Here is a 25,403-nt window from a genome sequence, read left to right on the forward strand (position 1 = left end):
ACGTTTTGGAGAATTGAATTCTAATGGTGCTTCGGGCTTCCATTGACTTTATGATCTTTTGGCTTTATCGTCATAGCATATATTATTTATTAGATGAAGATAGATAGGGAGAGATTTGAACATATGGAACAAGCGATGTTTGCAGGCGGATGTTTTTGGTGCATGGTGACACCGTTTGAGGAATTACCAGGCATTCATGGAATTGTATCGGGCTATGCGGGAGGGTTAACCAAGAATCCAACCTATGAAGAAGTCAAAACCGGAACAACGGGGCATTACGAGGTTGTGCAGATTACGTTTGATCCAGCGCTTTTTTCATACGAGAAACTGCTTGAATTATATTGGCCTCAGATTGACCCTACCGATGATGGTGGGCAATTCCAGGATCGAGGAACTCAGTACCGGACAGCGATCTTCTATTATAATGAAGAACAGCGTTTAGCAGCTCTTGCCTCGAAGGAAGAGGTTGCGGGCAGTGGCAGATTCTCCGGTCCAGTCGTTACGGAAATCCTTCCGGCGCCAACTTTTTATCGTGCAGAAGAGTATCATCAGGATTATCATCATAAGAATCCCAAGCACTACAAAGAAGATCGGGAGCAATCCGGTCGGGATACTTTTATCGCTAAACACTGGTAAGTGTTGAAAAAAATTTTAAACCAAGAGCATCCTGAGTCATTCATGGCTTACGGGATGCTCTTTTTGCATTATATACAAATTTTATTTATTTTAAATTCTACATACTTTCCACACATTTGTAGCCTAAACTACTCTAAATTAAGCGAGAACATAACACAGGAGGGTTTAGGATGAAAAAAATCATACCATTTGTTGCCGTTAGTTTGCTTTTGAGTACAGTGATAACAAGCTGCCAAGCAGGCAATAATGTTCCATCTAAGGTTAATTCGCAAGCTAGTTCTGCAACGGTGGAGCAACCTTGGATAGCTACGAAGAATACTAGTCGCATTAACACTTCAGATCCGATTCAAGCCGCAGTGTTAGTTTCTCAGACTTTATGGACTGCGCAAACAAAGAATAATAGACCCTCAAGTGTAGTTTTGACGGATGTGAGTAATTGGCAGATTGCCGCAGTTAGTGCAGATTTGATTCATCATCCCAGTAATGGCCCTGTACTGTATACCACAAAAGAAGGGGTTCCTGAGATTACTCTCGCAGAACTTAAGCGACTGAATCCAATAGGTGCTGAAGGCAATAAAGGGGTTCAGGTAGTGCTTGTTGGGCCTATGGCATCCAATGTCGGACAACAATTAAAGGCCTTTGATTTAAAAGTAGACCGGATAGAAGGGGATGAGCCAGCGGCAGTAGCTCAGGCTATAGATACTTATTACGCCAAAGCAGCGGGTGAACTTCCAAAGTCGGTTATAATTGGTTCTATGGATAGCCCTGAGTACACGTTGCCAGCAGTGAATTGGATCGCACATATGCCGGAACCTCTACTCTATGTAACCAAAGACGAAATTCCAAACTCAACGGTCGAGGCTTTAAAAGAACGTGGAGGTAGCGCAACCATTTACATCCTAGGACCAGAAGACATTGTCTCAGCAGATGTAGAAAAGCAATTAAAAGAATACGGAACAATTACCCGTATAGCTGGAGAAGATGTTTTTAAGAACGCTATAGCTTTTGCAAGTTTTAAGGATGCCAATAACGGATTCGGCTGGGGAATCACTACACCCGGTCATAACCTGTCTTTGTTAACCACGGATTCAACGATGCTCGCTATCGCCGCTGCGCCTTTTTCCCATTTGGGGAAACATGCGCCGCTTATTTTTACGGAAAAAGACGGGCTGCCAGATTCAGTAATGGAGTATATGATGGAGCTTCAACCTAAATTTCAAGATTCACCAGCGGAAGGCCCTTACAATCATGCTTGGATAACTGGAGATAACCTTACATTAAATGAGCGAGCACAAAGTGAAATTGATGACATGCTAGAAATCTCACCTGCTGCAGGAGGCAATCCCCATTCCGGCCACTAACCATAATCACAGGCTGGCATCATTTAGGGATGATGTCGGCTTGTTCTGTGTTTTTTTGTATAATGAGAAGAACTAGGTCATAAAGAGGGTGAACGGCTTGAATAAGCTACAGATACTGATCGTAGATGATGAATGGAACATGCGGAATTTATTGCGGATTTATTTAAGTAAAGAAGGGATGTCTACCCAAGAGGCGTCAACGGGCCATGAGGCACTCCAACTGTTGAAACAACACAGCTTTGACCTAATCTTGCTGGATGTGATGATGCCGGATATGGATGGTTGGCAGGTCTGCAAGCTGGTGAGGGAGACAAGCTCTATCCCCATTCTAATGCTAACCGCACGTTCTGAAACCAAGGATAAGGTCCTTGGTCTTGGTATAGGAGCAGATGATTATCTTACTAAACCGTTTGAGCCGGAAGAATTAGTGGCTAGGATTTATTCTCTGCTGCGGCGTTCAACACTTACATTTGCCTGGCAACCTCAGGAAAGGGTGCTCATATACCCTGATTTTAAAATATACCCAGAAGCTAGGGAGGTATATATTCAAGATACAACCATTGAATTCACTCTCAAGGAGTTTGATCTACTGGCCACTTTGGCGCAAAACACTACCCGTGTTTTTACTAGAGAAGAACTGGTGGAGCGATTATGGGGGAATAATTATGAGGGGGAGAATCGTGTTATCGACACCCATATTAAGAATATCCGTGAGAAATTACATAAAGCAGGCCTAGCCTATAATCCGGTTCAAACGGTGTGGGGATTAGGATATAAATTTCATGCTCCCGGTAATCAGGTATGAAAAATAACATCATCGGACTTAAGCTTGGTTTTGTTATTATATCTGTTTTTGTAGTTGTTTTACTTGTCCTTGGAGTTACTATAGACCGGATGTTTACAAGCTTCTATTACAACGAGATGCAAAAAGAGACGGAGGAACTCACCTCACATTTTATTGGAATGGCGGAATCGCAGGATAGTTCAAATGAGCAGATGATGAGTACTTTTGCAGAATTTTCGGATGTCAGTATCTTTAATATCTCGAAGGATGGCAATGTGATACTCCACTCGGGTGTACATGATCGTACGGATCGTTCATTTATCCATGCTTCGGATGTTAGCCGGATTTTCGCTGGGAAAAGTGTTGATTTTGAGTATAAAGATCCTGCCGGACATTCTTATTTTATCACTGGAAAACCAATAATGGAGGGGGATACAACTCAGTCTGCACTTTATGTAATGTCCTCTACAGAAAGTATGAAGCAATCTTTGGCTTCCATCCGGAACCTGCTGCTGATTGCAGGCTTCGGGGCTTTTATATTGGCTTTAGGGATCACTGGTGTGATCGCCATGATTTTGTCCAGACCTTTGATCAAGATGCAAAAGGCAACCCGGAAAATCGCGGCTGGCGAGCTGGAAACGAGACTTTCTATACGTAGTAACGATGAGATTGGTTTTTTGGCTGCGGCCATAAATGATCTGGCTGTCGATCTGCAACGATACAGAGATACACGGCAGGAATTTCTGGCAAATATCTCACATGAGCTGAGAACGCCCATTACATATTTGGAGGGGTACACCAAGGTTATAAAAGAGGGACTTTACGAGACCGAAGGGGAAAGAGATCTATACCTGGACATCATTCATCAGGAAGCACATCGGCTCCAGCATCTGGTGGATGATTTATTTGAACTGGCAAAAATGGAGGAAGGAAAGGTTACTCTTACCCAAGAGTGGATCGATCTCAGTCAGCTAGCGGAACAAGCCGTGCGCAGAGTTGAACTGAAAGCAAAGGAGAAGGGGTTACTGCTGAAGCTTCAGCTTAGCGGAGATGCGTATATGATCCGTGGAGATCAAAAACGTATGGAACAGATTATTATGAACCTTCTGGAGAATGCAATTCGTTATACAGATGAAGGCGAGATTATAGTTCATATGGAATTCGCAGCGGATGCTGCAACTCTAATTGTTGAAGATACAGGAATAGGTATTCCTGAGGAAGAGCTTCCCTATATCTTCGAGCGTTTCTACCGGGTAGAGAAATCACGTTCAAGACAATACGGCGGTTCAGGTCTGGGACTTTCCATTGTTAAAAAGCTGGTGGAATTGCATGGAGGCAAGATTCGAATGATAAGTCAGCCTGGAGCGGGTACTCGTTGCGAGGTGCAACTATTGAATCTATCTAAATCCGAATAAGTGTAAGTAAAAAGAGACTTCATCATATACAAAATGAGGTCTCTTTTTTGCTTGTTTATAATGTTATTTATTCGACTCAAGCTCTTCAAGTGCCCATTCGCAAAATTGTATAGAGCACTCCATATCAAGCACACGTTTGCGGATCAATAAATAACGTCCAAAAGTGGTGGCTTTTAACTCACGAGTCTCACCGCGTTCATCACGCAAGACTTCGTTTGCTTTGAGCAAAACCTTGTATCGCTCCAGCTCACTTTTACAAAACTCTGCACGTTTTAGCAATAGGTCCTTGGCTTCATCCGGGTTGGATAGCCATAAGCTATACAGCTTAAAATGCAGTTCATCCCGGAGCACCGGTGGCTCTGCAGTAGTTTCCACCCATTGCCGCAATTGCTCCAGTCCTGCTTCCGTAATGGAGTATTCTTTTTTATCCGGTTTGTCGGTCTGTTCAATGAGCTTAAAGGTGATATAACCTTGCTGCTCCATGCTCATTAATAGAGGGTAGATTTGACTATGTCCAGCACGCCAGAGCGGCTTGATATTCTGAGTTAATTCATATCCAGACAATGAGTTAGCGCTAAGTAAAGCTAGAAGTCCATAAGACAGTGTATTCATTACTATAAAGCCCTCCAGTTATTATAAATCCGTTTTCATTGAATTTTTCGGGGATATGTCATCATTGACATATTGATCATACGATTATAACATTATTCAAGTCACCTTATATATGTAAAAGTAGACATATAAAAATAATGAGGAGGGGAAGCATGGAAGAAAATCAAGCAAGCAAAATACATTTTTGGCCGATCATGATTGCCATATTCTTCGGAAACTTCGTCTCTGTCTTAAGTACAACGACGATCAACATTGCTGTTCCTCTTTTAATGGATCATTTCAATACGAGTCTGAACACCATGCAATGGATGGTCACGGGTTTTATGCTGGCGACAGGAGTAACCGCACCACTCGCCGGATATCTTGGAGGAAGATTCAGCTACAAAAAGCTTTATCTTTTCGCCTTGATGGGATTCACCATGTTCTCTTTGCTTTGTGCTTTGGCATGGGATCCAACATCGTTAATTGTATTTCGGATGCTTCAGGGTTCGTGCAGCGGTCTCATCATGGCTTGTACGATGACCATCATATTTCAAGTAGTACCGGGAGAACGCAGACCTTTTGCAGTAAGCCTCTGGTCGTTATCCGCGATGGTCGCGCCAGCCATAGGACCAACGTTTAGCGGGTGGCTGCTCCAATATGCCAGCTGGCATTGGTTATTCTTAATTAACATCCCTATTGGAATCATAGCTGTTATTCTAACCCTAACGTTAATTCCATATTATCGAATGAATATTCCGAAGTCATTTGATATTCCTGGTTTCCTTACGGTTGTCCTCGGTAGTTTATCATTATTAACTGCATTTAGCCAAGGCAATAGCTGGGGATGGACTTCATGGAAAACCTTATCATTAATCCTTTTGGGGGTTGTGTTGTTAGTTTTGTTTGTTTTGCGCGAGCTGAAGGCGGAGGTACCTCTGCTGAATTTGCGTGTATTCCGTAATCGCCGTTTTACCGCCATGCTAAGTATCTATAGTTTGGTTACGATTGCGATGTATGCCGGAACTTACTTAACCCCTTTGTTCTTACAAACGGTAGAAGGGGCTACAACGCTTAAAACAGGGCTGATTTTATTGCCGTCCTCGATCCTCCTTGCCTTATTGAGTCCAATCGTAGGTAAGCTGTATCCAAAGTTCGGACCTGTGAAGTTGATTTCTGCGGGTATTTTATTTATATTCATCGGTTTATTCATGCTTAGTCGGCTGCAAACGAACATATCTTATAGCTTTGTTATGTGGGCGATGGTCGTTCGTAATCTCGGCATTGGACTAGCCAATGTTCCAAGCAGCACAGCCTCAATGGAGGAAATTCCCGTCGAATGGTCTGGGCATGCTACATCGATCAATAACTGGGTCCGCAATGTGTTAAGCTCACTTGGGATTGCAGTATTCACCTCCCTGCTGTCGAGTAGATCTTTACTCCACTCTAAAGAGTTGATCAGCTCCGGTGCAAGTAATACAGATTCGATACGTTTACTATCGTTCACGATGGGGGTGAATGATGTTTTCGTGGTGGGTTCCATTATTGTGTTGTTTGGATTTCCACTGATGTTTTTATTACGCAAGAAGCGTACTGTGGTAACTGTACAAAACGCGGGATGACCGGTGCGATAAAAAAAGCAGATCAAGGGTTTATCCTTGATCTGCTTTTTGACTTAGATTACGTTATGTTAATAAACTTTAATGCATCATATCGCCCATTCCACCCATACTCCCTACAATTTCCGGATTAATCATCCCAAATATCATCGCGATATGCGCCACGACCAAGAATCCACTAATAAGCAGAAAATGCAGCTTCATCTTGTGCTCTTCCGATCGTTTACGAGCAATTAGACCAAGATCTAAGAAAGCCAGTGGCAATAAGAAGAGTACTCCGCTTAAATAGAAGCCCACAGCTACAATATCAACCCATGTGTGCCATTCCCCATTCACAGACAAAGGAATAAACACAGTTGGGAACAAGTAGAGGAATACACCTGTGAAATATAACCCTGCGAGTATGCTGCAGACTTTGTTGAAGGATCGTAGTGGGCCTGTTAGATTCTTGGTGAACAAAATAATAAACTCTGTAATAGTAATCGTCTCAGCAAAAATCACGGGGATTGCCATGAATATTATCAAGTTCCAAGGCTGGTTGTCCGCTAGCAAAGACATGTAATGCGTCATGTTCATAAGATACTCCTCCGATAATATGTAATAGCTTCAGTTACTTATCGTATTCGAGAAGTATGTGGAAAGTATGTGGAAACGAAGGTATGATAAATATATGCAATAATAACAGTCGAGGGGAGCAAGACAACCGTGGGAAGAGGATTACAAAACATTTTATTTGACTTAGATGGTACTTTAACAGATCCCAAAGAAGGCATCACCAAAAGCGTAGAATACGCTTTGAACAAATTTAATATACAGATCGAACATTTGGATGAGCTTCTTCCTTACATAGGTCCTCCGTTATATGATTCATTTATCGAGCTGCACCATTTCACTGAGGAACAAGCGCTTCAAGCGCTTGCTTTTTACCGGGAGCGTTACAGTGCCACGGGATTATTTGAGAATATGGTGATTGAAGGTATACCCCAATTGCTGAAAGGACTTAAGACGAATGGATACTCATTGTATGTAGCAACCTCCAAACCGACTGTTTTTGCAGCACAGATTCTTGAGTATTATAAGCTCGATCACTATTTCGAACATATCGGAGGAAGTAATCTGGACGGTACCCGTTCTAAGAAGCAAGAGGTTATTCAGTACGTCCTTGATGAGAATGACATACATCCAGAGGAAGCTGTAATGATAGGAGATCGTAAGCATGATATCATCGGTGCTATTGGCTGTGGTGTTGAATCCATTGGAGTAACTTTTGGTTATGGTCCCAAGGAAGAGCTTGAACAAGCTGGAGCAGACCATATCGCCTTTCGTGTGGAAGAAATTGCAGATATCATTCAGCATATTTCATTGAGAGAACGGTGCACCAAATGAGTGTTATGAATACTGAAATACTTGACGGGAAATCGATTAAGCTGGTTCCAATAGATGAAAGTCATGCAGAAGGATTGGCGAAAGTGTTAAGAAATCCAGACATCTGGGAATTTACCTGGCGAAAAATAACGTCGGACGAGCAGGTGCAAGGGTTAATCTCAACAGCTTTAGCAAATCAAAAGAACGGTTCACAAATTACCTTTACTATCATTGATAAAGCAACGGAGCGAATTATCGGAACCACTCGTATTATGCATCCGGATTTGGTTCATCGTAACGCTGAAATTGGATGTACCTGGATCTCACCAGACTATTGGAGAACTAGTGTGAACACAGAAGGCAAGTCGCTGCTGCTACACTATTGTTTTGAAGAACTAAAGCTGATCCGCGTAGAATTTACAGTGGTCGCGAACAACTTGAGGTCACAAAGAGCAGTAGAACGAATAGGGGCGGTTAAAGAAGGGGTTCTGCGCAAGCATAGAATCAAGTCTGACGGATCGATTCATGATAATGTGGTCTTTAGCATATTGGATACCGAATGGCCTGCTGTAAAAGAGAATCTGCATTATTTGATAAATGATAAATACGCATAAGTAAATAAACGGGCTAGGGGCTGTTCCATAGGGAGCTACCCTTCATCTAGAATTGATGAATCCAGAGTGGCGACGGAAGTAATTTGTTAAAGCAGAGTGAGCGTTTAATTGTATTTTGTACAACTATAATTCCTTAATTGGTCGGATCATAGATATAACTGTATTTAGTACATCTATTTTTCTCATTTACTCCTTTATAGGTGGATTTTCAGGGTTTTAATTGTACAGAATACAATTAAAACAAGAATAGTTACTTTTGCATACGGAATAAGTGTACAGAATACAGTTATTTCACATTTACCCTATATCACTCTCCATTATCTCATTGGAATCCTTTAATTTCGGTACCAGAAGTATACCAAGAGGGAATGCACCGGAAGCTACGTTCTGTCTGAAAGGATTTCTTCAAGGCATCAGACTTGCAACTCCTGCTTAGTGAGGATGAATATACTTTGGTGGATCAGCGGATGATTAAGCGAGTTAAGTCAGAGTGTAAGGATGTGCCCATAAATTTGCTTAAACACCCCCCCACAGATCAAAAACACCAGGCAGTGATACTCCAATCCCGGAGAATCGCTGCCTGGTTGTTTTTTAATAACAGAGACCGCTACAAATTCTAGAAAGAGCTGCTTGGGGTAGCGCCTTCTTTTATGATTCAGCCCATGGGCTGCTTATGGTTATTGTTTAGGACTTACAAGGATTTTTACTTGATTTTTTTCTTTCAAAAGAGCCTCAAACCCGTGATCAATCACTTCATTCAGTTTAATTCTCTTAGTAACAAGTTTCTCAGCAGGGAAGTACCCTTGTTCCATCAAGCTAATTACAGCTGGGAAAACATCACGGTAACCAATGATACCAGTTAAGTTGCGTTCTTTAAGTACGATATTGTTTGGAGTAATCGTAGCATCTTTTTCGAAGATACTAACGATCATGATTTGTCCACTCAATTTAGTGGAATTGATGGCTTGGGTTAGAACGGGAGGTACGCCTGTGACTTCAAAAGCTACATCTACGCCACCATCGGTACGTTTTTGAATTTCTTCGACCACATCATATTGTTTAGGATCGATTACAATACCACCAAGTTCTTCAGCTTTACTCTTACGTTCTTCAGAAAGTTCTACTACATAGATTTCAGCTGCGCCGGATGCTTTCAAAGCTTCAATGACCAGCAAACCGATTGGGCCAGCACCGAATACTACAGCTTTATCTCCAACCTTCAGTTGACTGGAACGAACAGCGTGTAGAGCAACGGCAGAAGGTTCCACTAGAGCACCTTGTTCATAGGATAAGCTGTCTGGAATTTTGTGCACCATATGTTGGTCTGCTGCGACGTATTCTGAGAATCCACCGCCACCACCAGCCAAACCTAGGAAGCCCATTTTTTCACAAAGATTATATTTACCTTGTCGACAAGCCACACATTCACCACATGCAAAAACAGGCTCGACGACGACGCGATCACCAACATTAAACTTGCTAACGCCTTGACCTACTTCTACGATTTGTCCAGAGAATTCATGTCCCATTACGACTGGAGCTTTTTCACCAGTAAGGGGATGATCTGTTCCTTGGGGAATGAAAATAGGGCCGGCTACATATTCGTGAAGATCGCTGCCACAAATTCCGCACCATTCGATTTTGATTTTCACTTTTCCTTCAAGGGCTGCTGGTTCTTCAATCGTTTCTAACCGTAGATCTTTGACGTTATGCCATCTTAATGCTTGCATATCATTCATCTCCTAGATTAATAATTGATAATAAATAGTATTTTATTTCTGGAAAAGAGGAAACGTTTCCGAAAACAAATATGTCACATAATTTTCATATTGTCAAATTTAAATATTGAAAATATTAATATCGAAAATTAGTGAAATAATTCACTAAAACAGAGTTATATCATGACTTTAGGCTCGCAGTAGCAGCTGAGATAAGTATTCTTCTATGTACTATTATGTTATAATCTATACATTGGAATTTTGATTTTAGATAAGTGAAATAGAGATGAAAACGAAAACGATTCCGGAAATAAGGGGACTATCAGAGTGGCTAATAAAAACAAAGTAACCATAGAGGATGTAGCGAAACGGGCGGGGGTAGGGATTGCTACTGTCTCAAGAGCCATTAATAATTCAGAGGGAATTAGTTCCAAGACCAAGGCGCTGGTACTGCAAGTGATTGAGGAGATGGGTTTCACTCCAAATACCTCTGCGCAAAGCCTCAAAATCCGCCAAACGAAGCAAATTGCTTTGGCCGTTCCTGACATTCGCAACGCAATTATTCCGGATATCGCCTGGTCTGTAGAGCAAGCCGCCAAACAGCATAGCTATCGGGTAATTCAAATTAATACTTCTGGCAACCCGCGCACTGAGCTCGAAACGATCCGTGAGGTCAAAAAATTACATGTAGATGGACTCATTATCATGCCCCTTGCTTATCCAAAGACCATGGTAGAGTTAATTAATAAATCAAGTGTTCCGGTCTCCATCATTAACTACGGGAAAAGAATCACAGAAAATGTGAAAGCAGACATCGTTAGTTTGTCACGTTTTGAAGGACAATTAGTGATGGAGCATTTAATTAATATCGGTCGTACCAGAATTGCATATGCAGGGGCTCAAAAAGATCTTATTGAAGATCGTTATCTTGCTTATCAGCAAGCTTTAAATCAAGTGGATATTTCGCTTGTTTATTTTGGCGAAGACTTTTCCTTGCAAACTGGACTACAAGCCGCTGATTATTTTTACAGCCTGACACATATGCCAGACGCTATTTATGCAGTCAATGATATGGTGGCCATTGGTATTGTGAATCGCTTTAAAGAATTGGGCGTTCGTGTTCCAGATGATGTGGCGGTGGTTGGGGTGGATAATAACGCATGGACAACCATTACAAGTCCGCAGATTAGTTCGGTCTCAATCATGGGAAATGAAGTGGCACGATTAGCCACACAGCTTCTTTTGCAACGTATTCAGGATAATATTACCGGGGAGTATCAACGGGTGCAGCTTGATCCGCGATTAATCGTGCGAGAGTCAAGTGTTTCGGTTAGACGTAGTACGAATTAAAGGCTTTAAGTTTGCGACTACTAAGAATGAATAGGTTGTAAATCCTTTAAATCCTGCTAGACTTAATACAGAGTAATTTGATTGGAAATTAAGAAATGAGGTGCGGATCATTATGGCTAATATTTATAAGAGCTTAACCGATCTGATCGGAAATACACCGTTATTAGAGATTTCAAAGTATAGTAAAACCCAAAACGTAGAAGCAAGGGTTCTTGCCAAGCTGGAATCTTTTAATCCCGCAGGTAGTGTTAAAGATCGTATTGGGTATGCAATGATTAAAGATGCGGAAGAGAGAGGTCTCATCAATAAAGATTCTGTCATTATTGAGCCTACTAGTGGAAACACTGGGATAGGGCTTGCTTTTGCAGCTGCCAGCTTAGGGTATTCACTGATCATCGTCCTACCAGATACATTTAGTATTGAACGCCGTAAATTAATGCTGGCATTAGGTGCCGAACTTGTGTTAACACCGGGAACTGAAGGAATGAGCGGAGCTGTAAGAAAGGCAGAACAATTAGCTGCGGAAATTCCAAATTCATTTATTCCTCAACAATTTAGCAATCCTGCGAACCCGGAGATACACAGAACGACTACAGCAGAGGAAATATGGCGGGATACCGATGGAGATGTAGATATTTTCATAGCGGGTGTTGGTTCTGGAGGCACTATCTCGGGTGTTGGGAAAGCGTTGAAAGAAAAGAACCCCGCAGTCCAAATTGTCGCCATCGAGCCGTTTGACTCTCCTGTTTTATCAGGAGGCCGTCCTAAGGGACATGGTATTCAGGGCATTGGAGCAAACTTTATTCCTGAGAATTACGATAATGAAGTAGTGGATGAGATTTTTCAGGTGAAAAATGATGATGCCTATAGTGTATCACGTGCTCTTGCGCGAACAGAAGGATTGCTGGTGGGTATCTCCTCCGGAGCAGCTGTTTACGCAGCTACACAAATCGCTAAGCGTCCTGAGAATAAGGACAAGACCATCGTCGTGATTCTGCCGGATACCGGTGAACGTTACTTAACAACTACGCTGTTTGATTTTTAACGGAACATGAGCGCTAGATCCAACTAATTGGCTTTAAAAAGCAAGCAAAAGGTTCAGCTATAGGCTGAGCCTTTTTGTTGTTGGAGTATTGGCTGTATATCTCCAGATAACGGTATCTCAAGTAACGAAGAAGTTTAAGAGGGATTCCAAAACTCCCATTAGTACAAGTAGCTAAGAGAGTTTAGTGTGTTACGGACCGTATTGCAGCTATTTCGCCATTTAAGCTCATTTTGCCGAGGTATCGGACTGTATAGCACATATTGGCCAACATTTGCCGATAGACAGTGTGATTTTGAGCAAATAGCTGCAACTGAGTCCGATAGCCTGCCACAAACCCGCAAATGAACAAAATAACGTCTCCTCAGTCCGATCCATCGGCGATAAGTGTGTTAATCAGCAGAGGGTTCCAAATCTCCAATGTTCTTGAGTTTGATCCATCAACACAACACGATGATTGCCCCTAAAGCGACTTGCACGCCTCAAATCACCTGTCTCACAAACTCTAACCGTTTTTTCCTGTTGTGTAATTTCCAGTTTAGAATAAAATGGAACTATTCCGCTAACCACGCGTAACCGATAAATAAGAGAGATAATGATAGATCAGGAGGTACAGATGAACACGAGAACTCTAAAAATACTGCTACATACCACACTTGCTGCCTTATTGTTAAGTGTATTGCTTTTGCCGGCTGTAAGTTTAGCCAAAACTGCTGTACCAAAGCATACAGGGTCATTTTATGTGAATGATTTTGCGAATGTGATTGACGAGAAAGCAGAGAATTACATGGTGAACTATGGGATTCGATTACATCAGGCTACTGGAGCTCAAGTTGTGCTTGTAACTGTCGACTCTACTGAAGGGGTTTCGATGGAAGAGTATGCAAAATCGCTTTTCAATAGCTGGGGTGTGGGGGCTGCGGATAAAAATAACGGTCTGCTGCTGCTCCTTTCTATAAAAGATGATGATTATTGGGCGGTACAAGGTAAAGGTATAGAGGAATCATTGCCTAACAGTAAGATTAAAGAGATTCTTTCACAATATCTTGAGCCGGATTTCGCAGCTAAAACTTACAGTAATGGTGCTAGGAAGACGTATGGAGCTTTTATTCAAGCTATGGGCGGCACTTGGGCAGAAAATGTTGGCACCAAAAATTACGTATCCGATAATGCGGGTGTGCTCAAAAAAGTAACTAAAGACTATCTGAACGATTCCAGCAACAGATATAAAACAACAACTGGAAGTGGAATTTATGTGGTTACCGTAAAAAATGCTGGAGATAAAACATTGCAGGACTATACCTATATGAAGTTTGCTTCGGTAGGTGCTGGTCCTAAGGATGTTATGCTTGTATTGGACATAGGCGGAGACAACTATCATGTTCTACAAGGTAAAGATATCGACAAGGTTTTAACCAATGAGGCTATTAGTAATATTTTAAGTACCGTGCTTGAACCCCAATTTGTGAAAAAAGATTACGGAACGGGAGCTACAACGACAGTTAATTCGTTCTACAGTTTCTTGTTAGCGAGAGCGGATCATCCGCAAGGAGTCACTGGAAACAACGGAAACAATGTTAATTCTGGAACTACAACGAATTCTGGTACTTCCTCTACTACAGCTACAAGTGGAGGTGAGGCGGTTAGTAAAAGCAAGGCTTTTCTAATCTTCTCAGCAATTTTTGGTTCGCTCATCTTATTTGGATTTACTGCTTCACGACGCAATAGATATATAGAAATGTATGGTTTGCCATTTAATCCATATAGCCAAAGGAATATACGCCGTTATGGCCCTTGGCATGGTCAAGCGGATTACGGTTATGGCAGACGCTGGCACAGACGTTATTATCATCACCATCATAATCATCATAGAAATACGCCATCCAATAACTCACAGTCAAGCTTCTGGGGAAACAGTGGTGGCGGAGGCTCTACTAACGGTGGCGGTGCAGGACGGTATTCCTCAAGCAATGAGAACCATGGTGGCGGAGGTTCCAGCAGTGGTGGAGGAGCAGGAAGACATTCTTCCAGCTCTTCAAGCAGCAGCAGATCTAACAATGATAGTGGCTCTTCCGGTGGAGGTGGCTCATCTGGTGGTGGCGGTAGCGCTAGCAGCGGCGGTGGAGTAGGAAGACACTAAATAAATCATGTAGTTAATAAGAGGTGCAAAGGAGCTGTCTCACAAGTAGAAATTCTACTACTGAGACAGCTATTTAAATGGAAAAGAGATTAAGCACTCCACTCAGTTTCTAGTATAAAACCATCTGTATAATGAAGACACGACTAACAAGACCACAAGAACACTTGCCAATGTGAAAAAGATAACCTGATTGAAGAAAGATGAGATAATACTTCCAAATGAAAGCAACCAAATCATAAAACTTATAGTGGAGCTGTAACTTTTTAATTTGATACTTTGATTTCTTTCATCTTCTTCATAGATCACCATTTCTTCAAGCGCATTCTCGTCTTTAAGCAGCTTTCTAAGCTGTATTATGTTCATCACACAGACGCCTTCAATACCAAAGAAAAATCCTGTGATATACGCATCAATAGAGGCGAAATCTACCGTGGTATTGAGCAATTTAATGATATAGGTACCTATTACAGCAAGTCCACCAATAACAGCGATAACTATTTTGGCGCGTAGGCGTTTTTGAATCCGTGCTTTATATTTTTGATTCATCATTTTCCTCCACCTCAGAGAAATCAAATACTTCCTCAATCATTAATCCAAAATACTTAGCTATTTTATAAGCAAGGATTAAAGAAGCTGTGTATTTTTCATTCTCAATTGAAATAATGGTTAAACGAGTGACACGAACCGCTTTTGCTAATTCCTCTTGAGATATCTTTCGCTCTTTTCGCAATTCTCTTATTCTTGTTTTCATGTCATGCTCCCATGTAATAATTAATATCGAAAATTGCTTTCGTGATGAAAACCAAAAACGACAACATCGTACTTTCTTATTATATCAATAAAAAAATTTATCACAATCAAAATAAGTATAGTTAACTATACAATTAATGTATAGTCTGCTATACTTATTTTGGGTTTCTTAAGGAGGATTGTGCGATGCGGAAAATTGAACTGAAAGATGTGAAAAAGACATTCGGGAGTGTAAATGCTATCAATGGATTGAGCCTCTCCATTCAGGAGGGAGATGTTTACGCCTTATTGGGACATAATGGAGCTGGGAAAACAACTACACTTCGTTTCTTATTAGGACTTTTAGAACCTGATGAGGGAGAAGTATCTGTATTTGGTTGTAATCCTAATCTGGAGGGTGACACTGTTCGTAAAATGTGTGGTGTTTTATCAGAAGACGTTGGGTTATATGAGCCTATGAGTGTATATGATAACTTAAGTTATTTTGCTCAAATATATGGTATGAAACGTAGTAATTACGACAAACGAATAGACGAGCTATTGAGTGATTTTGAAATCCTAGATAAGAAGCATTTGCCTGTTAAGGGCTTTTCTACAGGGATGAAGAAGAAGGTTGCTTTAACTAGAGCCTTACTTCACAAACCCAAAATCCTTCTATTAGATGAGCCCACGAATGGACTAGATCCAGTAAGCATCGATCATTTAAGAGTAATGCTGCATGATTTAGCGCAGAAGTATGGGACCACCATTATTTTGACCACACATAATTTAGAAGAAGTAAAAAAGATCTGTAATAAGATCACAATCATGCGACATGGGAAAAACGTATATACTAACACAATGGCAGCATTGAAAGAGCAAGCCAGTAATAAAGTCCGTATTATCTGCAACCAAGATTTGTCCGCTGATTTGGAACGTCTTCATACGGCATTGTCTAGTCTTGAAATAAATATTGAATACAAGGTACAGCAAAACACGATTATCGTTGAACTAACAGAAAATATTGCGATTTCGAAGTTGATTAAAGTGTTAGCCACATTAGAGATAGATGTGAAGAATATTGAAACTAAGGAATTTGATCTCGAAGAGCTGTATATGCAGGTAGAAAATGGTGAGAAACCAAATGAATGAAATAGAAATCGTCTTTAGGATGCAGTTAAAAGAGTATTTCAAGGATAAAGGCGCTCTGATCTTTCATTTATGTGCTGTAGTTCTCATAGGGATCGTTGCTCCTGTATTTCGAATGAACGATACTGTTTTGTTGAGTGCATCAATCTTATTTCCACTTATTCTGTTAAAGCAATGGACAGCCAACAGCTTTGCGGGCGAGAAAGAAATGAAAACGATAGAAACATTATTATCCTCACCAATTAAGAGCAAAAGCCTATTCTATGGAAAATGTATGTATTGCTTCTTTAGCAGTGGAGTTTATTATTTATCCATATTCATTCTAATACTATTAGTGAAGAGTTTCACAAAAGAACATTTTCAAATGAATTTTTGGGAATGGGTAGGTATGTTGATTCTATGTATTCAAATTCTATTAACCGTCACTTTGATAGGAGTAGATAGGTCCATTACTTCTGATGATATACAGATGGCGAATAGTAAGCTAACCGTAGTTTTTTATCCGATTTACATTTATATTGTTATTCTTATTAATTTATTTACTCAGCATTTGATGGTGGCTACTTATTTACTATCAGCAGTATTTTTAGTCGTTTTGATGGGGGTTAACTCTTATTTTATCTTTATAAAAGTTAAGAAAATGAATCGTTCGTATTTTTTTGCGGAGTCATATAAAAAGGTAGGTGTTTCTGATGAAATCACAAATATCTAGTGTACTTCATCATGAGTGGAAATATTTCGTAGCTTTAAAGCGATTTCGGTTTAGCATGCTTTTCTTAATCATTGCTCCAGCCATCTTTACGATGCTAGCCTATTTTTATTTTGGCAAATTGAACTTTTATTATCCAATCATCATTATGGCTCTAGGTGTGCCTCGAATAACAGTAAATATGATCTCATATTCGATTGGAGGAGAAAAAGTATATAAGACCTTTGAATCTTTATTGTCAACGCCAATACGAACAGAGTCAATGTTCATTGGGAAGAGTATGATTGCAATCCTGATTTCACTAGTAATGCTGGTAGTATCGTCATTGTTTACTTGGCTGAGCGCAAACTTCATCCAATATGTTTTCATGCATGAAACCAGCCTCATTTGGTTCTCAACAGCACAAAGTATATTAATCTTTGATAATCTTCTGATTTGCATTTTCATGATCTTTATAACTGGAATATTATCCATGGTAATGCAAAAGCCTAGACAAGGATTATATATTACTTCAGCACTAAGCTTCTTGACGATGGTACCTTCTTTACTGGTTACATTTTGTGTAAAGCATCCATTAGAATGGTCAGCAGGGATTATGATTATTTTGCTGGGAATAAATCTATTCTTCATTTGTTATGTATTGCAGCGAATAAAGAGACCACAAATAATGGCGAAATTATAAAAGAGAACTAACAATCGTCGTATGATGAGAATCGTACGGCGATATTTTTTTGTGTGCTCAGAAACTTACGTATAACTAGTAATTCCCTTAACAGAAACTTTTCATGGAATTTATCGTCTATGATAAAGTTAGACATTTATTTTCAAATTTCGTAATAGTTAGGGAGGAATACTCAGAAGTGAGCACTTCATCATTACCTCAACGTTCCAATGCACGCAATAAGAAACCTGTAAAGAAACCAATGAAAAAGCGGAAGAAACGGAGTTTTTTTCGCACCTTATCCAAAGTTTTTTTATTCTGCTTATTCTTAATGATCGCTGCTGGTGGATGGCTTTATTTTGCACCCTCGGCTCAGAACTTACGTTATACAATCGCAGACACGCTAATAACAACACAACATCGCTATATGGCTAAATATATTATAGGGGAAGATCAACTGAAGGACCGGGTAACAGAATATACCGCCCGTTTTGAAGAGATGGGGGACGAAATAGATACACATACGATCGCTCCCGAACCTGAGGTGGTTGAGAAACCACTTGTCGAGATTGAAAATGTCTCAGGCAGTGGGTATACAGGATATGTAATGATTGTTAATGATCCAACCAAAGTCCGGCTAGGAATACCTAATAAGATTGGTTCAGGTGAAAAAGTAACCAGTATGGTGAAACGTACAGGCGCTATCGCTGGAGTTAACGGTGGTGGGTTCGCTGATCCAAACTGGAAAGGTAACGGATTTAAACCTATCGGTATTGTGATCTCACAAGGTAAGTTATATTACAACGGTCTCGGTGGCAAGAAATCCACGCAAATCGTTGGTCTTGATAAACAAGGGAAGATGGTTGCCGGGAATTATACACTAGATGAGATTAGTAAAATGGGTGTTCAGGAGGCAGTTACTTTTAGCCCACGACTAATCGTCAATGGCAAAGGATTGATTAAGAATGCAGCGGAAGGTTGGGGAATTGCACCTAGAACAGCGATGGGCCAGCGAGCTGACGGAGCGATTATATTTGTTGTTATTGATGGAAGACAACCTACTTATAGTATTGGGGCAAATCTATACGATGTACAGCAAATCCTTCTTAAGCATGGAGCAGTGATTGCCGCCAATTTGGATGGAGGTTCTTCTACCGTACTGGTAAAAGACAACGAGATTATGAACAAGCCGTCCTCTCAATATGGGGAACGATATTTACCTACGGCTTTTCTTGTATTTGAGCACCCTGAGCAAGTCGATATGCCGAATATTTGGAAGGGACTAGATCCTGCCATGATTGATGCTGGGAAAAAGAGATCACAATAAGTATGCATTATTAAGCACATAATAAGGATTATCTTGGAATGAGATGTGTATTTATGCTACGATATCACCTAGCATGAAACAGAATACAGAACTAACAGGTCTGGAACAGGGGGAATAGGAGTGACGTTGCAACAACTCCGCTACGCTATCGAAATTGCAAATAGTGGCTCCATGAATGAGGCGGCAAAGAAGCTCTTTGTTTCTCAACCGAGCCTGTCCAATGCCATTAAAGAGTTAGAAAGTGAACTGGGGATTACGATTTTTGAGCGGACCAACCGTGGAATCAGTATTTCCGTTGAGGGAATGGAATTCCTGGGTTATGCCCGCCAAATTATTGAACAGACGGAGCTTATGGAGAATCGTTATACTGGGAAAAAGCGTAGTCCGATCTATTTTTCTATCTCTACGCAGCACTACGCCTTTGTGGTTGATGCCTTTGTAAATCTCATGAAGCACAATGACGTCGCAGAATACAATTTTAGCTTGAGAGAGACGCAAACCTACGAGATTATCGAAGATGTACGTACCTTGCGTAGTGATTTAGGAATTCTTTATATTAACGAGAGTAACTATAAGCATATGAATAAACTGTTTAGTGATGGCAATCTGAAATTCACACCACTTTTTAATACCGATCCGCATCTTTATGTTCGAACTGGACATCCGCTGGCTCGTAAAGAAGTTATTACTCAGGATGATATTGTGCCGTTCCCTTATATCACTTTTGAACAGGGTGAGAACAATTCTCTGCACTTCTCAGAGGAAATGTTAAGCTTTTCACAAATTGAGAAGAATATTAAGGTGAATGACCGAGCGACACTGACCAATTTATTAATGGGTACGGATTGCTATACGGTAGGCACAGGAATTCTGGCGTCTGATCTAAATGGTGATGGACTGAAGACGATTCCTTTTGAGAGCAATGAAGTATTTACGGTTGGCTGGATAGCGCATAAAGATCGCAGACCGAGTGTAATGGCATCTAAGTATATCGAGATTTTGAATGACCTGGTTTCAGGAAGTTATTTTGATCTAAATCATTTTTTACTATAGCAGTAGGAGGATCGGTATGATTAGACCCGTAATTGGCACCCAGAGAAATGCTCCACCCTTTCGCTACGATATCGTTGGCAGCTTCTTACGAACGGATGAGATTAAAGCAGCCCGCCTCCAATATGACAATGGTGAAATCACGGGCAGTCAGCTTCATGAAATTGAGAATATTGAAATCGCCAAATTACTGGATCTGCAAAAAGATGTGGGTTTATTGGCGGTCACTGACGGAGAATTTCGCCGTTCCTGGTGGCATCTCGATTTCTTTGTAGGGATTAAAGGAACTGAGAAGATTAACTTAAATCAAGGAAGAGCGGAAGCAGTTCAGCGCGCGGAATCTTTTCGAATTGTGGACCGAATTGCCTTTGAAGATCATCCAATGATCGAGCAATTTATCGCGTTGAAACAAATGGCCGGAGACCGAATTCCGAAAATGACGATCCCTTCACCCGCTTTATTTCACTTTGTGGAGGATTTTAACGGGAATGAAGTTTACCCGGATCAAGAAACCCTATTTCAAGATATTATTGCAGTTTACCGAACTGCAATCCAAGCGTTCTATGATGCAGGCTGCCGTTACCTCCAGTTAGACGATACAACTTGGGGAACGCTGTGTAGTGGTAGACATCGGGCGCATTTACGAAGTAGAGGTACAGATCCAGATCAATTGGCTAAGGATTACGTTAGGCTGATTAACGAGAGCATTGCCAATCGTCCAGATGATATGACGATCGCGCTTCACGTATGCCGAGGTAATTTCCGCTCCACATGGTTCGCAGCTGGTGGTTATGAGCCTGTTGCCGAGGTGCTTTTTTCTCATACAAAAGTTGATGCCTTTTTCCTGGAATATGATAATGAACGAGCTGGTGATTTCGAGCCCTTACGATTTATTAAAGACCAATTTGTAGTGTTGGGATTAGTGACAACCAAACATGGGGGTCTGGAGAGTAAAGAGCAGCTTAAGGCAAGGATCGAAGAAGCCGCGCAATATGTAGATATTGAGAAGCTGTGCCTAAGTCCTCAATGTGGATTTGCTTCTACGGAGGAAGGAAATATTCTAACTGAAGAAGAGCAGTGGGATAAAATACGCCTTGTGATCGAAACCGCCCGAGAGGTCTGGTTATAACTAAATAAGCTAATTCGGTGGCCTGCTATAGCGTAAGCTTATGGTAGGCCATAGTTTTTAGGAGTTACCCTGTCCTGATTGTACAGTGCTATAGTGAATTCAACAGAAAAGCACAGACAATGAAGGAGGACGAACCCCTATGAGTACCATCCAAAAAGGAAAACAAAGAACTGAAGTGCCATTCAGAGTAGATATCGTGGGCAGCTTCTTACGTCCGGAAACGATTAAGAGAGCTCGTGTCCAATATCAAAATAATGAAATCTCCGCTGATGAATTGCGCAAGGTTGAAGATACAGAGATTGCCAGAGTTGTAAAAAAACAAAAAGCGGTCGGATTAAAAGGTGTAACGGATGGAGAGTTCCGCCGCTCCTGGTGGCATTTAGATTTTATGTGGGGCCTTGAAGGGGTAACAAAGAAAGTCAGCCCAGTGGGCTACCTGTTTAATGGTGTAGAGACCAGAGCAGAAACTGCAGAATTATCCGGAAGAATCCGTGGGACTAACCATCCGATGATCGCTGACTACAGACAATTGGTTAGTATAGCGGGAAATGATGTTGTAGCTCGCCAAACGATTCCTTCGCCAGCGCAGTTCCTTGCTGAACTTCAGCGCAATCAAAAGACTACTGTAGCGGTTTACAACAACCAGGATGAACTAGTGGCTGATATTGCTGCAGCTTATCGTGAAGTTATTCGCGACTTCTATGAGGCAGGTTGCCGTAATCTGCAATTGGACGACTGCACATGGGGGATGCTCTGTGATAAAGGATATTGGGAAGCTCGTCAAAAAGAGGGTGTAGATGTTAACGAAATCGCTAAGCTATACGCATTTGTAAATAACGAAGCGATAAAAGATCATCCAGCAGATATGGTAATTACGATGCATGTATGCCGTGGAAACTATGCGTCCACTTGGGCAGCATCCGGCGGATACGAGCCTATCGCAGAAGTGTTATTCGGAACGGTGGATGTAGATGGTTTCTATCTGGAGTTCGATACGGATCGGGCCGGAGATTTTTCACCCCTTAGATTTATTAAAGATCAACAAGTGGTTTTAGGTTTGTTCAGTTCGAAGTCAGGTGAGCTTGAGAATAAAGAAGAAATCATAGGACGGATTAAAGAAGCTTCGCAATATGTGGATATCAATCAGTTGTGCCTCAGCCCACAATGTGGTTTTGCCTCTACGGAAGAAGGAAACCATCTGACAGATCAACAGCAATGGGACAAACTGCAGTTTATTAAAGAGATTGCAGATGAAATATGGCAGTAATCTATAAAAAATTAGCAGGCTCCTGATTGAATCAGAAGCCTTTTTCTATTCGTATTGTGACAGCTTGGAGGATTAACCTACTACTGCACTTTACTAGAGCTATCGAAGAAGGGTATAATAAGTAACAATTGTTTTTAATTCATGTTGAAAGAGAGCGGGAACAATATGGGTCGTAAGTGGAATAATATTAAAGAAAAGAAAGCTTCCAAAGACGCAAACACAAGTCGTGTTTATGCAAAGTTTGGTGTTGAGATTTATGTAGCAGCAAAGAAGGGTGAACCCGATCCAGAAGCGAACCGGGCTCTGAAAGTTGTATTAGAACGTGCAAAAACTTACAATGTACCAAAAGCGATCATTGACCGTGCGCTTGATAAAGCTAAAGGCAGCGCTGAAGAAAATTATGAAGAGCTTCGTTATGAAGGATTTGGACCTAGCGGTTCAATGATCATCGTTGATGCGCTCACAAATAACGTTAATCGGACAGCTCCATTAATCCGTTCAACCTTCAGTAAGAATGGCGGAAATATGGGTGTCAGCGGATCAGTAGCTTACATGTTTGACTCTACGGCCGTTATAGGTGTGGAAGGTAAAACTGCTGATGAAGTAATTGAAATGATGTTTGATGCAGAACTTGATGTACGCGATGTGCTGGAAGAGGATGATGCAGTTATTGTTTATGCAGAGCCTGATCAGTTCAATGCAGTGCAAGAAGTATTCAAAAATGCAGGCATCACTGAATTTACTGTTGCTGAGTTAAACATGCTTCCACAAAACTATGTGGCACTCCCAGAAGATGCTCAAGCTCAATTCGAGAAATTGATTGATGCTTTGGAAGACCTGGAAGATGTTCAACAAGTGTATCATAACGTAGATTCAGAAGAAGAATAATTTAAGTTTTATAAAGGGCGATGGAGTTCGCCATAACTGTCTCTCTGAGACTAATGACTCCTACCAGTGTGAGCTTCCCTGGTAGGGGTCTGTTTTATTGTTGTGACTAATTTATTTTGTCCTTAGGAGCTGTCGAGATGAATCCATGGTCTGCCCGATGGTTTGAAATCACTAAGAAGCGAAGTTATTTTGCACTTTGGAGTACTTTTATCAAATGGATTGTGTTTGGTAGTGTGGTTGGCATTTTATCCGGCACTGCCTCTGCTTTTTTTCTGAAAAGCTTGGATTACGTTACAGATGTACGTTTAGAGCATCCGTGGCTACTTTATTTGTTGCCTCTTGGGGGAGTACTCGTTAGTTTCTTATATATGCGTTACGGAAAAAACAGCGCTAAAGGTAATAACCTTATTATAGAACAAATTCAAGACGGCCAAGAGACTATACCTTTGAGAATGGCTCCATTGGTGTTGTTCGGAACATTAGTAACCCACTTATTCGGTGGATCCGCTGGGCGTGAAGGGACAGCTGTTCAAATGGGCGGAAGCCTTGCGGAATGGTTCGGAAAGCTGATTAAAATCAGTCCTATGGATCGCAAAATATTGTTAATGTGCGGAATTAGCGGTGGTTTTGGATCTATATTCGGCACTCCACTAGCAGGAACTTTGTTTGGTCTAGAGGTAGTAACCATTGGACTTATTAGTCAACAGGCATTACTTCCATGTTTTGTGGCTAGTTTTGTTGGTGATCTGGTCACCACTCGATTGTGGGGTGTTCATCATACGCACTATGTAGTGAATGAATTTCCAGCCTTAAGTTTAATGATTATTCTAAAAGTGGTATTGGCCTCTGTAATTTTTGGTCTCGTGAGTATGCTTTTCAGTGAACTGACTCATTTTCTAAAAAGAATCTTCACCGCAATGATAAGCAATCCAATGATAAAAGGTGCAGTAGGTGGATTAATTATCATTGCCTTAGTATTCCTTGTAGGGTCTCGTGATTACTTAGGCCTCGGAATTCCATTAATCAAGGATTCTTTTGAGGGAAATGTCTCACCGTTTGCCTTTTTATGGAAGCTGGTCTTTACTGCCTTTACCTTAGGAACAGGATTTCAGGGTGGTGAGGTTACTCCGTTATTTGCGATTGGTGGCACACTAGGCAATGCTTTGGCTGGAATATTACATGTGTATGGACCCTTTTTAACTGCCCTTGGTTTTATTGCTGTCTTCTGTGGAGCTACTAGCACGCCTATCGCTTGCTTTTTAATGGGGATCGAGCTGTTTGGTTCGGAAGGAGCCATATACATGTTTATCGCTTGTGTGGTGAGTTATTTATTCTCCGGACATAGTAGTATTTATACTTCACAGCTTATTGGTGTATCGAAGAGCCAGTTCATTACAATTCCTCAAGGGACTAGGATCGGTACGGTCAAACGCGCCCGCAAAAAATAACAGCACCTCTCGGATGGTGGTTGACAAGTGCGGGTACACGATTTAAAATGTAGCCAAACGAAGGGATGGTTCAACATGATTCATGTGGAAACTGAAAAATTATATACCAGAAGCTGCTCCGAACAATCGGATACAAACGATGAAACGTTGTCCGGAGCTTAATCGAAAAGCGGATCGCTTTTTATATCATCGAAAGATAGCTAGGTCATTTTAGTATGATTATTCATGCTTATTTGATTACGCCATCTTCCGATGTTAATGATTAAGAGGCTGTAGACAATTTTTAGTCTACAGCCTTTTGTGTTTATAATGTTCAGTTTCTAAACTGACAATTATCTATTTGTGCCGTCTATTCGTGCACTAATAAGCAGAAGGCTTGCGCCCAAGGGCGCGGTGTCTTCTGCTTTTTTT

24 protein-coding genes and 1 riboswitch are annotated in these 25,403 nt (G+C 41.1%); of the genes, 19 read left to right on the forward strand and 5 right to left on the reverse strand.

The features are described from left to right. Positions 1 to 123: 123 nt before the first annotated feature. The 4 genes from msrA (at position 124) to MHH60_RS00730 (ending at position 4,196) form a co-directional block, all read left to right on the forward strand. Complete coding sequence (gene msrA / locus MHH60_RS00715) at positions 124 to 636, forward strand: peptide-methionine (S)-S-oxide reductase MsrA (protein WP_076135022.1); 513 nt, start codon at positions 124 to 126, stop codon at positions 634 to 636. Positions 637 to 806: 170 nt separating this feature from the next. Beyond that, the gene (locus MHH60_RS00720; protein WP_076135020.1) at positions 807 to 1,997 is read left to right on the forward strand and encodes a cell wall-binding repeat-containing protein; all 1,191 of its coding nucleotides are present in this window, start codon (positions 807 to 809) and stop codon (positions 1,995 to 1,997) included. Positions 1,998 to 2,094: 97 nt separating this feature from the next. Then, on the forward strand, positions 2,095 to 2,802 hold the full coding sequence (locus MHH60_RS00725) for a response regulator transcription factor (protein WP_172628816.1): 708 nt from the start codon (positions 2,095 to 2,097) through the stop codon (positions 2,800 to 2,802). Next, positions 2,799 to 4,196 (forward strand): sensor histidine kinase, encoded by a 1,398-nt coding sequence (locus MHH60_RS00730; RefSeq protein WP_076135019.1) that lies wholly within the window; start codon positions 2,799 to 2,801, stop codon positions 4,194 to 4,196. Before MHH60_RS00725 ends, MHH60_RS00730 begins: the two co-directional genes overlap by 4 nt. Before the next feature lie 63 nt (positions 4,197 to 4,259). On the opposite strand, the gene MHH60_RS00735 is transcribed toward MHH60_RS00730, so the two are convergent. Next, entirely contained in the window at positions 4,260 to 4,808 is a 549-nt protein-coding gene (locus MHH60_RS00735; RefSeq protein ID WP_076135017.1) for a PadR family transcriptional regulator, read from the reverse strand. 152 nt (positions 4,809 to 4,960) lie between these two features. On the opposite strand from MHH60_RS00735, the gene MHH60_RS00740 reads away from it, so the two are divergent. Continuing rightward, on the forward strand, positions 4,961 to 6,409 hold the full coding sequence (locus tag MHH60_RS00740; RefSeq protein ID WP_076135014.1) for an MDR family MFS transporter: 1,449 nt from the start codon (positions 4,961 to 4,963) through the stop codon (positions 6,407 to 6,409). A gap of 78 nt (positions 6,410 to 6,487) precedes the next feature. On the opposite strand, the gene MHH60_RS00745 is transcribed toward MHH60_RS00740, so the two are convergent. After that, a complete protein-coding gene (locus MHH60_RS00745) occupies positions 6,488 to 6,982 on the reverse strand; it encodes a DUF6803 family protein (RefSeq protein ID WP_076135012.1) in 495 nt (164 codons plus the stop codon). Positions 6,983 to 7,111: 129 nt separating this feature from the next. Between MHH60_RS00745 and MHH60_RS00750 the strand changes: the two genes are divergently transcribed. Further along, on the forward strand, positions 7,112 to 7,792 hold the full coding sequence (locus MHH60_RS00750) for an HAD family hydrolase (protein WP_076135010.1): 681 nt from the start codon (positions 7,112 to 7,114) through the stop codon (positions 7,790 to 7,792). 5 nt (positions 7,793 to 7,797) lie between these two features. Further along, positions 7,798 to 8,385 (forward strand): GNAT family N-acetyltransferase, encoded by a 588-nt coding sequence (locus MHH60_RS00755; RefSeq protein ID WP_256715107.1) that lies wholly within the window; start codon positions 7,798 to 7,800, stop codon positions 8,383 to 8,385. A gap of 677 nt (positions 8,386 to 9,062) precedes the next feature. On the opposite strand, the gene MHH60_RS00760 is transcribed toward MHH60_RS00755, so the two are convergent. After that, positions 9,063 to 10,115, reverse strand: coding sequence for a 2,3-butanediol dehydrogenase (locus MHH60_RS00760; RefSeq protein ID WP_076129368.1), 1,053 nt, complete (start codon positions 10,113 to 10,115; stop codon positions 9,063 to 9,065). Between the two features lie 315 nt (positions 10,116 to 10,430). On the opposite strand from MHH60_RS00760, the gene MHH60_RS00765 reads away from it, so the two are divergent. The 3 genes from MHH60_RS00765 to MHH60_RS00775 all read left to right on the forward strand — a co-directional run bounded on the left by MHH60_RS00765 (position 10,431) and on the right by MHH60_RS00775 (position 14,635). Beyond that, positions 10,431 to 11,453: a LacI family DNA-binding transcriptional regulator gene (locus tag MHH60_RS00765; RefSeq protein ID WP_076135006.1), complete on the forward strand. Its 1,023-nt coding sequence runs from the start codon at positions 10,431 to 10,433 to the stop codon at positions 11,451 to 11,453. A gap of 112 nt (positions 11,454 to 11,565) precedes the next feature. After that, positions 11,566 to 12,498, forward strand: coding sequence for a cysteine synthase A (cysK, locus tag MHH60_RS00770; RefSeq protein WP_076129370.1), 933 nt, complete (start codon positions 11,566 to 11,568; stop codon positions 12,496 to 12,498). Between the two features lie 613 nt (positions 12,499 to 13,111). Then, a complete protein-coding gene (locus MHH60_RS00775; protein WP_076135004.1) occupies positions 13,112 to 14,635 on the forward strand; it encodes a TPM domain-containing protein in 1,524 nt (507 codons plus the stop codon). Positions 14,636 to 14,737: 102 nt separating this feature from the next. Here the strand turns inward: MHH60_RS00775 and MHH60_RS00780 are convergent, their stop codons facing one another. After that, on the reverse strand, positions 14,738 to 15,184 hold the full coding sequence (locus tag MHH60_RS00780) for a hypothetical protein (RefSeq protein ID WP_143766689.1): 447 nt from the start codon (positions 15,182 to 15,184) through the stop codon (positions 14,738 to 14,740). After that, complete coding sequence (locus tag MHH60_RS00785; protein WP_076135000.1) at positions 15,165 to 15,386, reverse strand: helix-turn-helix transcriptional regulator; 222 nt, start codon at positions 15,384 to 15,386, stop codon at positions 15,165 to 15,167. The genes MHH60_RS00780 and MHH60_RS00785 overlap by 20 nt, the downstream gene beginning before the upstream one ends. 185 nt (positions 15,387 to 15,571) lie before the next feature. Between MHH60_RS00785 and MHH60_RS00790 the strand changes: the two genes are divergently transcribed. From MHH60_RS00790 to MHH60_RS00830, 9 genes are all read left to right on the forward strand, one after another. Further along, positions 15,572 to 16,516: an ABC transporter ATP-binding protein gene (locus MHH60_RS00790; protein WP_076134999.1), complete on the forward strand. Its 945-nt coding sequence runs from the start codon at positions 15,572 to 15,574 to the stop codon at positions 16,514 to 16,516. Beyond that, positions 16,509 to 17,225 (forward strand): hypothetical protein, encoded by a 717-nt coding sequence (locus MHH60_RS00795; protein ID WP_076134997.1) that lies wholly within the window; start codon positions 16,509 to 16,511, stop codon positions 17,223 to 17,225. Before MHH60_RS00790 ends, MHH60_RS00795 begins: the two co-directional genes overlap by 8 nt. Continuing rightward, entirely contained in the window at positions 17,206 to 17,904 is a 699-nt protein-coding gene (locus tag MHH60_RS00800; protein WP_076134996.1) for a hypothetical protein, read from the forward strand. The genes MHH60_RS00795 and MHH60_RS00800 overlap by 20 nt, the downstream gene beginning before the upstream one ends. Before the next feature lie 178 nt (positions 17,905 to 18,082). Beyond that, a complete protein-coding gene (locus MHH60_RS00805) occupies positions 18,083 to 19,210 on the forward strand; it encodes a phosphodiester glycosidase family protein (RefSeq protein ID WP_076134994.1) in 1,128 nt (375 codons plus the stop codon). Positions 19,211 to 19,330: 120 nt separating this feature from the next. Next, entirely contained in the window at positions 19,331 to 20,263 is a 933-nt protein-coding gene (locus tag MHH60_RS00810; RefSeq protein WP_076134993.1) for a LysR family transcriptional regulator, read from the forward strand. A 16-nt stretch (positions 20,264 to 20,279) separates the two neighbouring features. Continuing rightward, positions 20,280 to 21,389 carry a 5-methyltetrahydropteroyltriglutamate--homocysteine S-methyltransferase gene (locus MHH60_RS00815; RefSeq protein WP_076134991.1) on the forward strand — a complete coding sequence of 370 codons (1,110 nt, stop codon included), beginning with the start codon at positions 20,280 to 20,282 and terminating at the stop codon, positions 21,387 to 21,389. A 139-nt stretch (positions 21,390 to 21,528) separates the two neighbouring features. Further along, complete coding sequence (locus tag MHH60_RS00820) at positions 21,529 to 22,656, forward strand: 5-methyltetrahydropteroyltriglutamate--homocysteine S-methyltransferase (protein ID WP_076134989.1); 1,128 nt, start codon at positions 21,529 to 21,531, stop codon at positions 22,654 to 22,656. A gap of 165 nt (positions 22,657 to 22,821) precedes the next feature. Further along, a complete protein-coding gene (locus tag MHH60_RS00825) occupies positions 22,822 to 23,544 on the forward strand; it encodes a YebC/PmpR family DNA-binding transcriptional regulator (RefSeq protein WP_036678376.1) in 723 nt (240 codons plus the stop codon). A gap of 7 nt (positions 23,545 to 23,551) precedes the next feature. Next, a riboswitch (Fluoride riboswitch) is annotated at positions 23,552 to 23,614 on the forward strand. A gap of 67 nt (positions 23,615 to 23,681) precedes the next feature. Next, positions 23,682 to 24,992, forward strand: a complete 1,311-nt coding sequence (locus tag MHH60_RS00830) for a voltage-gated chloride channel family protein (protein WP_076134988.1) — start codon at positions 23,682 to 23,684, stop codon at positions 24,990 to 24,992. Positions 24,993 to 25,403: the final 411 nt, after the last annotated feature.

Origin of the sequence: Paenibacillus sp. FSL H7-0716, from assembly GCF_038002705.1 — a bacterium.
Lineage (GTDB): Bacteria > Bacillota > Bacilli > Paenibacillales > Paenibacillaceae > Paenibacillus_AQ > Paenibacillus_AQ odorifer.

Bases quoted from the DNA above. Each gene is read 5' to 3' on its own strand.
- MHH60_RS00790 (WP_076134999.1), top strand. From the start codon at position 15,572: ATGCGGAAAATTGAACTGAAAGATGTGAAAAAGACATTCGGGAGTGTA.
- MHH60_RS00755 (WP_256715107.1), top strand. From the start codon at position 7,798: ATGAATACTGAAATACTTGACGGGAAATCGATTAAGCTGGTTCCAATA.
- MHH60_RS00730 (WP_076135019.1), top strand. From the start codon at position 2,799: ATGAAAAATAACATCATCGGACTTAAGCTTGGTTTTGTTATTATATCT.
- msrA (WP_076135022.1), top strand. From the start codon at position 124: ATGGAACAAGCGATGTTTGCAGGCGGATGTTTTTGGTGCATGGTGACA.
- MHH60_RS00760 (WP_076129368.1), bottom strand. From the start codon at position 10,115: ATGCAAGCATTAAGATGGCATAACGTCAAAGATCTACGGTTAGAAACG.
- MHH60_RS00825 (WP_036678376.1), top strand. From the start codon at position 22,822: ATGGGTCGTAAGTGGAATAATATTAAAGAAAAGAAAGCTTCCAAAGAC.
- MHH60_RS00745 (WP_076135012.1), bottom strand. From the start codon at position 6,982: ATGAACATGACGCATTACATGTCTTTGCTAGCGGACAACCAGCCTTGG.
- MHH60_RS00815 (WP_076134991.1), top strand. From the start codon at position 20,280: ATGATTAGACCCGTAATTGGCACCCAGAGAAATGCTCCACCCTTTCGC.
- MHH60_RS00785 (WP_076135000.1), bottom strand. From the start codon at position 15,386: ATGAAAACAAGAATAAGAGAATTGCGAAAAGAGCGAAAGATATCTCAA.
- MHH60_RS00800 (WP_076134996.1), top strand. From the start codon at position 17,206: ATGAAATCACAAATATCTAGTGTACTTCATCATGAGTGGAAATATTTC.
- MHH60_RS00780 (WP_143766689.1), bottom strand. From the start codon at position 15,184: ATGATGAATCAAAAATATAAAGCACGGATTCAAAAACGCCTACGCGCC.
- MHH60_RS00735 (WP_076135017.1), bottom strand. From the start codon at position 4,808: ATGAATACACTGTCTTATGGACTTCTAGCTTTACTTAGCGCTAACTCA.
- MHH60_RS00720 (WP_076135020.1), top strand. From the start codon at position 807: ATGAAAAAAATCATACCATTTGTTGCCGTTAGTTTGCTTTTGAGTACA.
- cysK (WP_076129370.1), top strand. From the start codon at position 11,566: ATGGCTAATATTTATAAGAGCTTAACCGATCTGATCGGAAATACACCG.
- MHH60_RS00795 (WP_076134997.1), top strand. From the start codon at position 16,509: ATGAATGAAATAGAAATCGTCTTTAGGATGCAGTTAAAAGAGTATTTC.
- MHH60_RS00740 (WP_076135014.1), top strand. From the start codon at position 4,961: ATGGAAGAAAATCAAGCAAGCAAAATACATTTTTGGCCGATCATGATT.
- MHH60_RS00820 (WP_076134989.1), top strand. From the start codon at position 21,529: ATGAGTACCATCCAAAAAGGAAAACAAAGAACTGAAGTGCCATTCAGA.
- MHH60_RS00775 (WP_076135004.1), top strand. From the start codon at position 13,112: ATGAACACGAGAACTCTAAAAATACTGCTACATACCACACTTGCTGCC.
- MHH60_RS00830 (WP_076134988.1), top strand. From the start codon at position 23,682: ATGAATCCATGGTCTGCCCGATGGTTTGAAATCACTAAGAAGCGAAGT.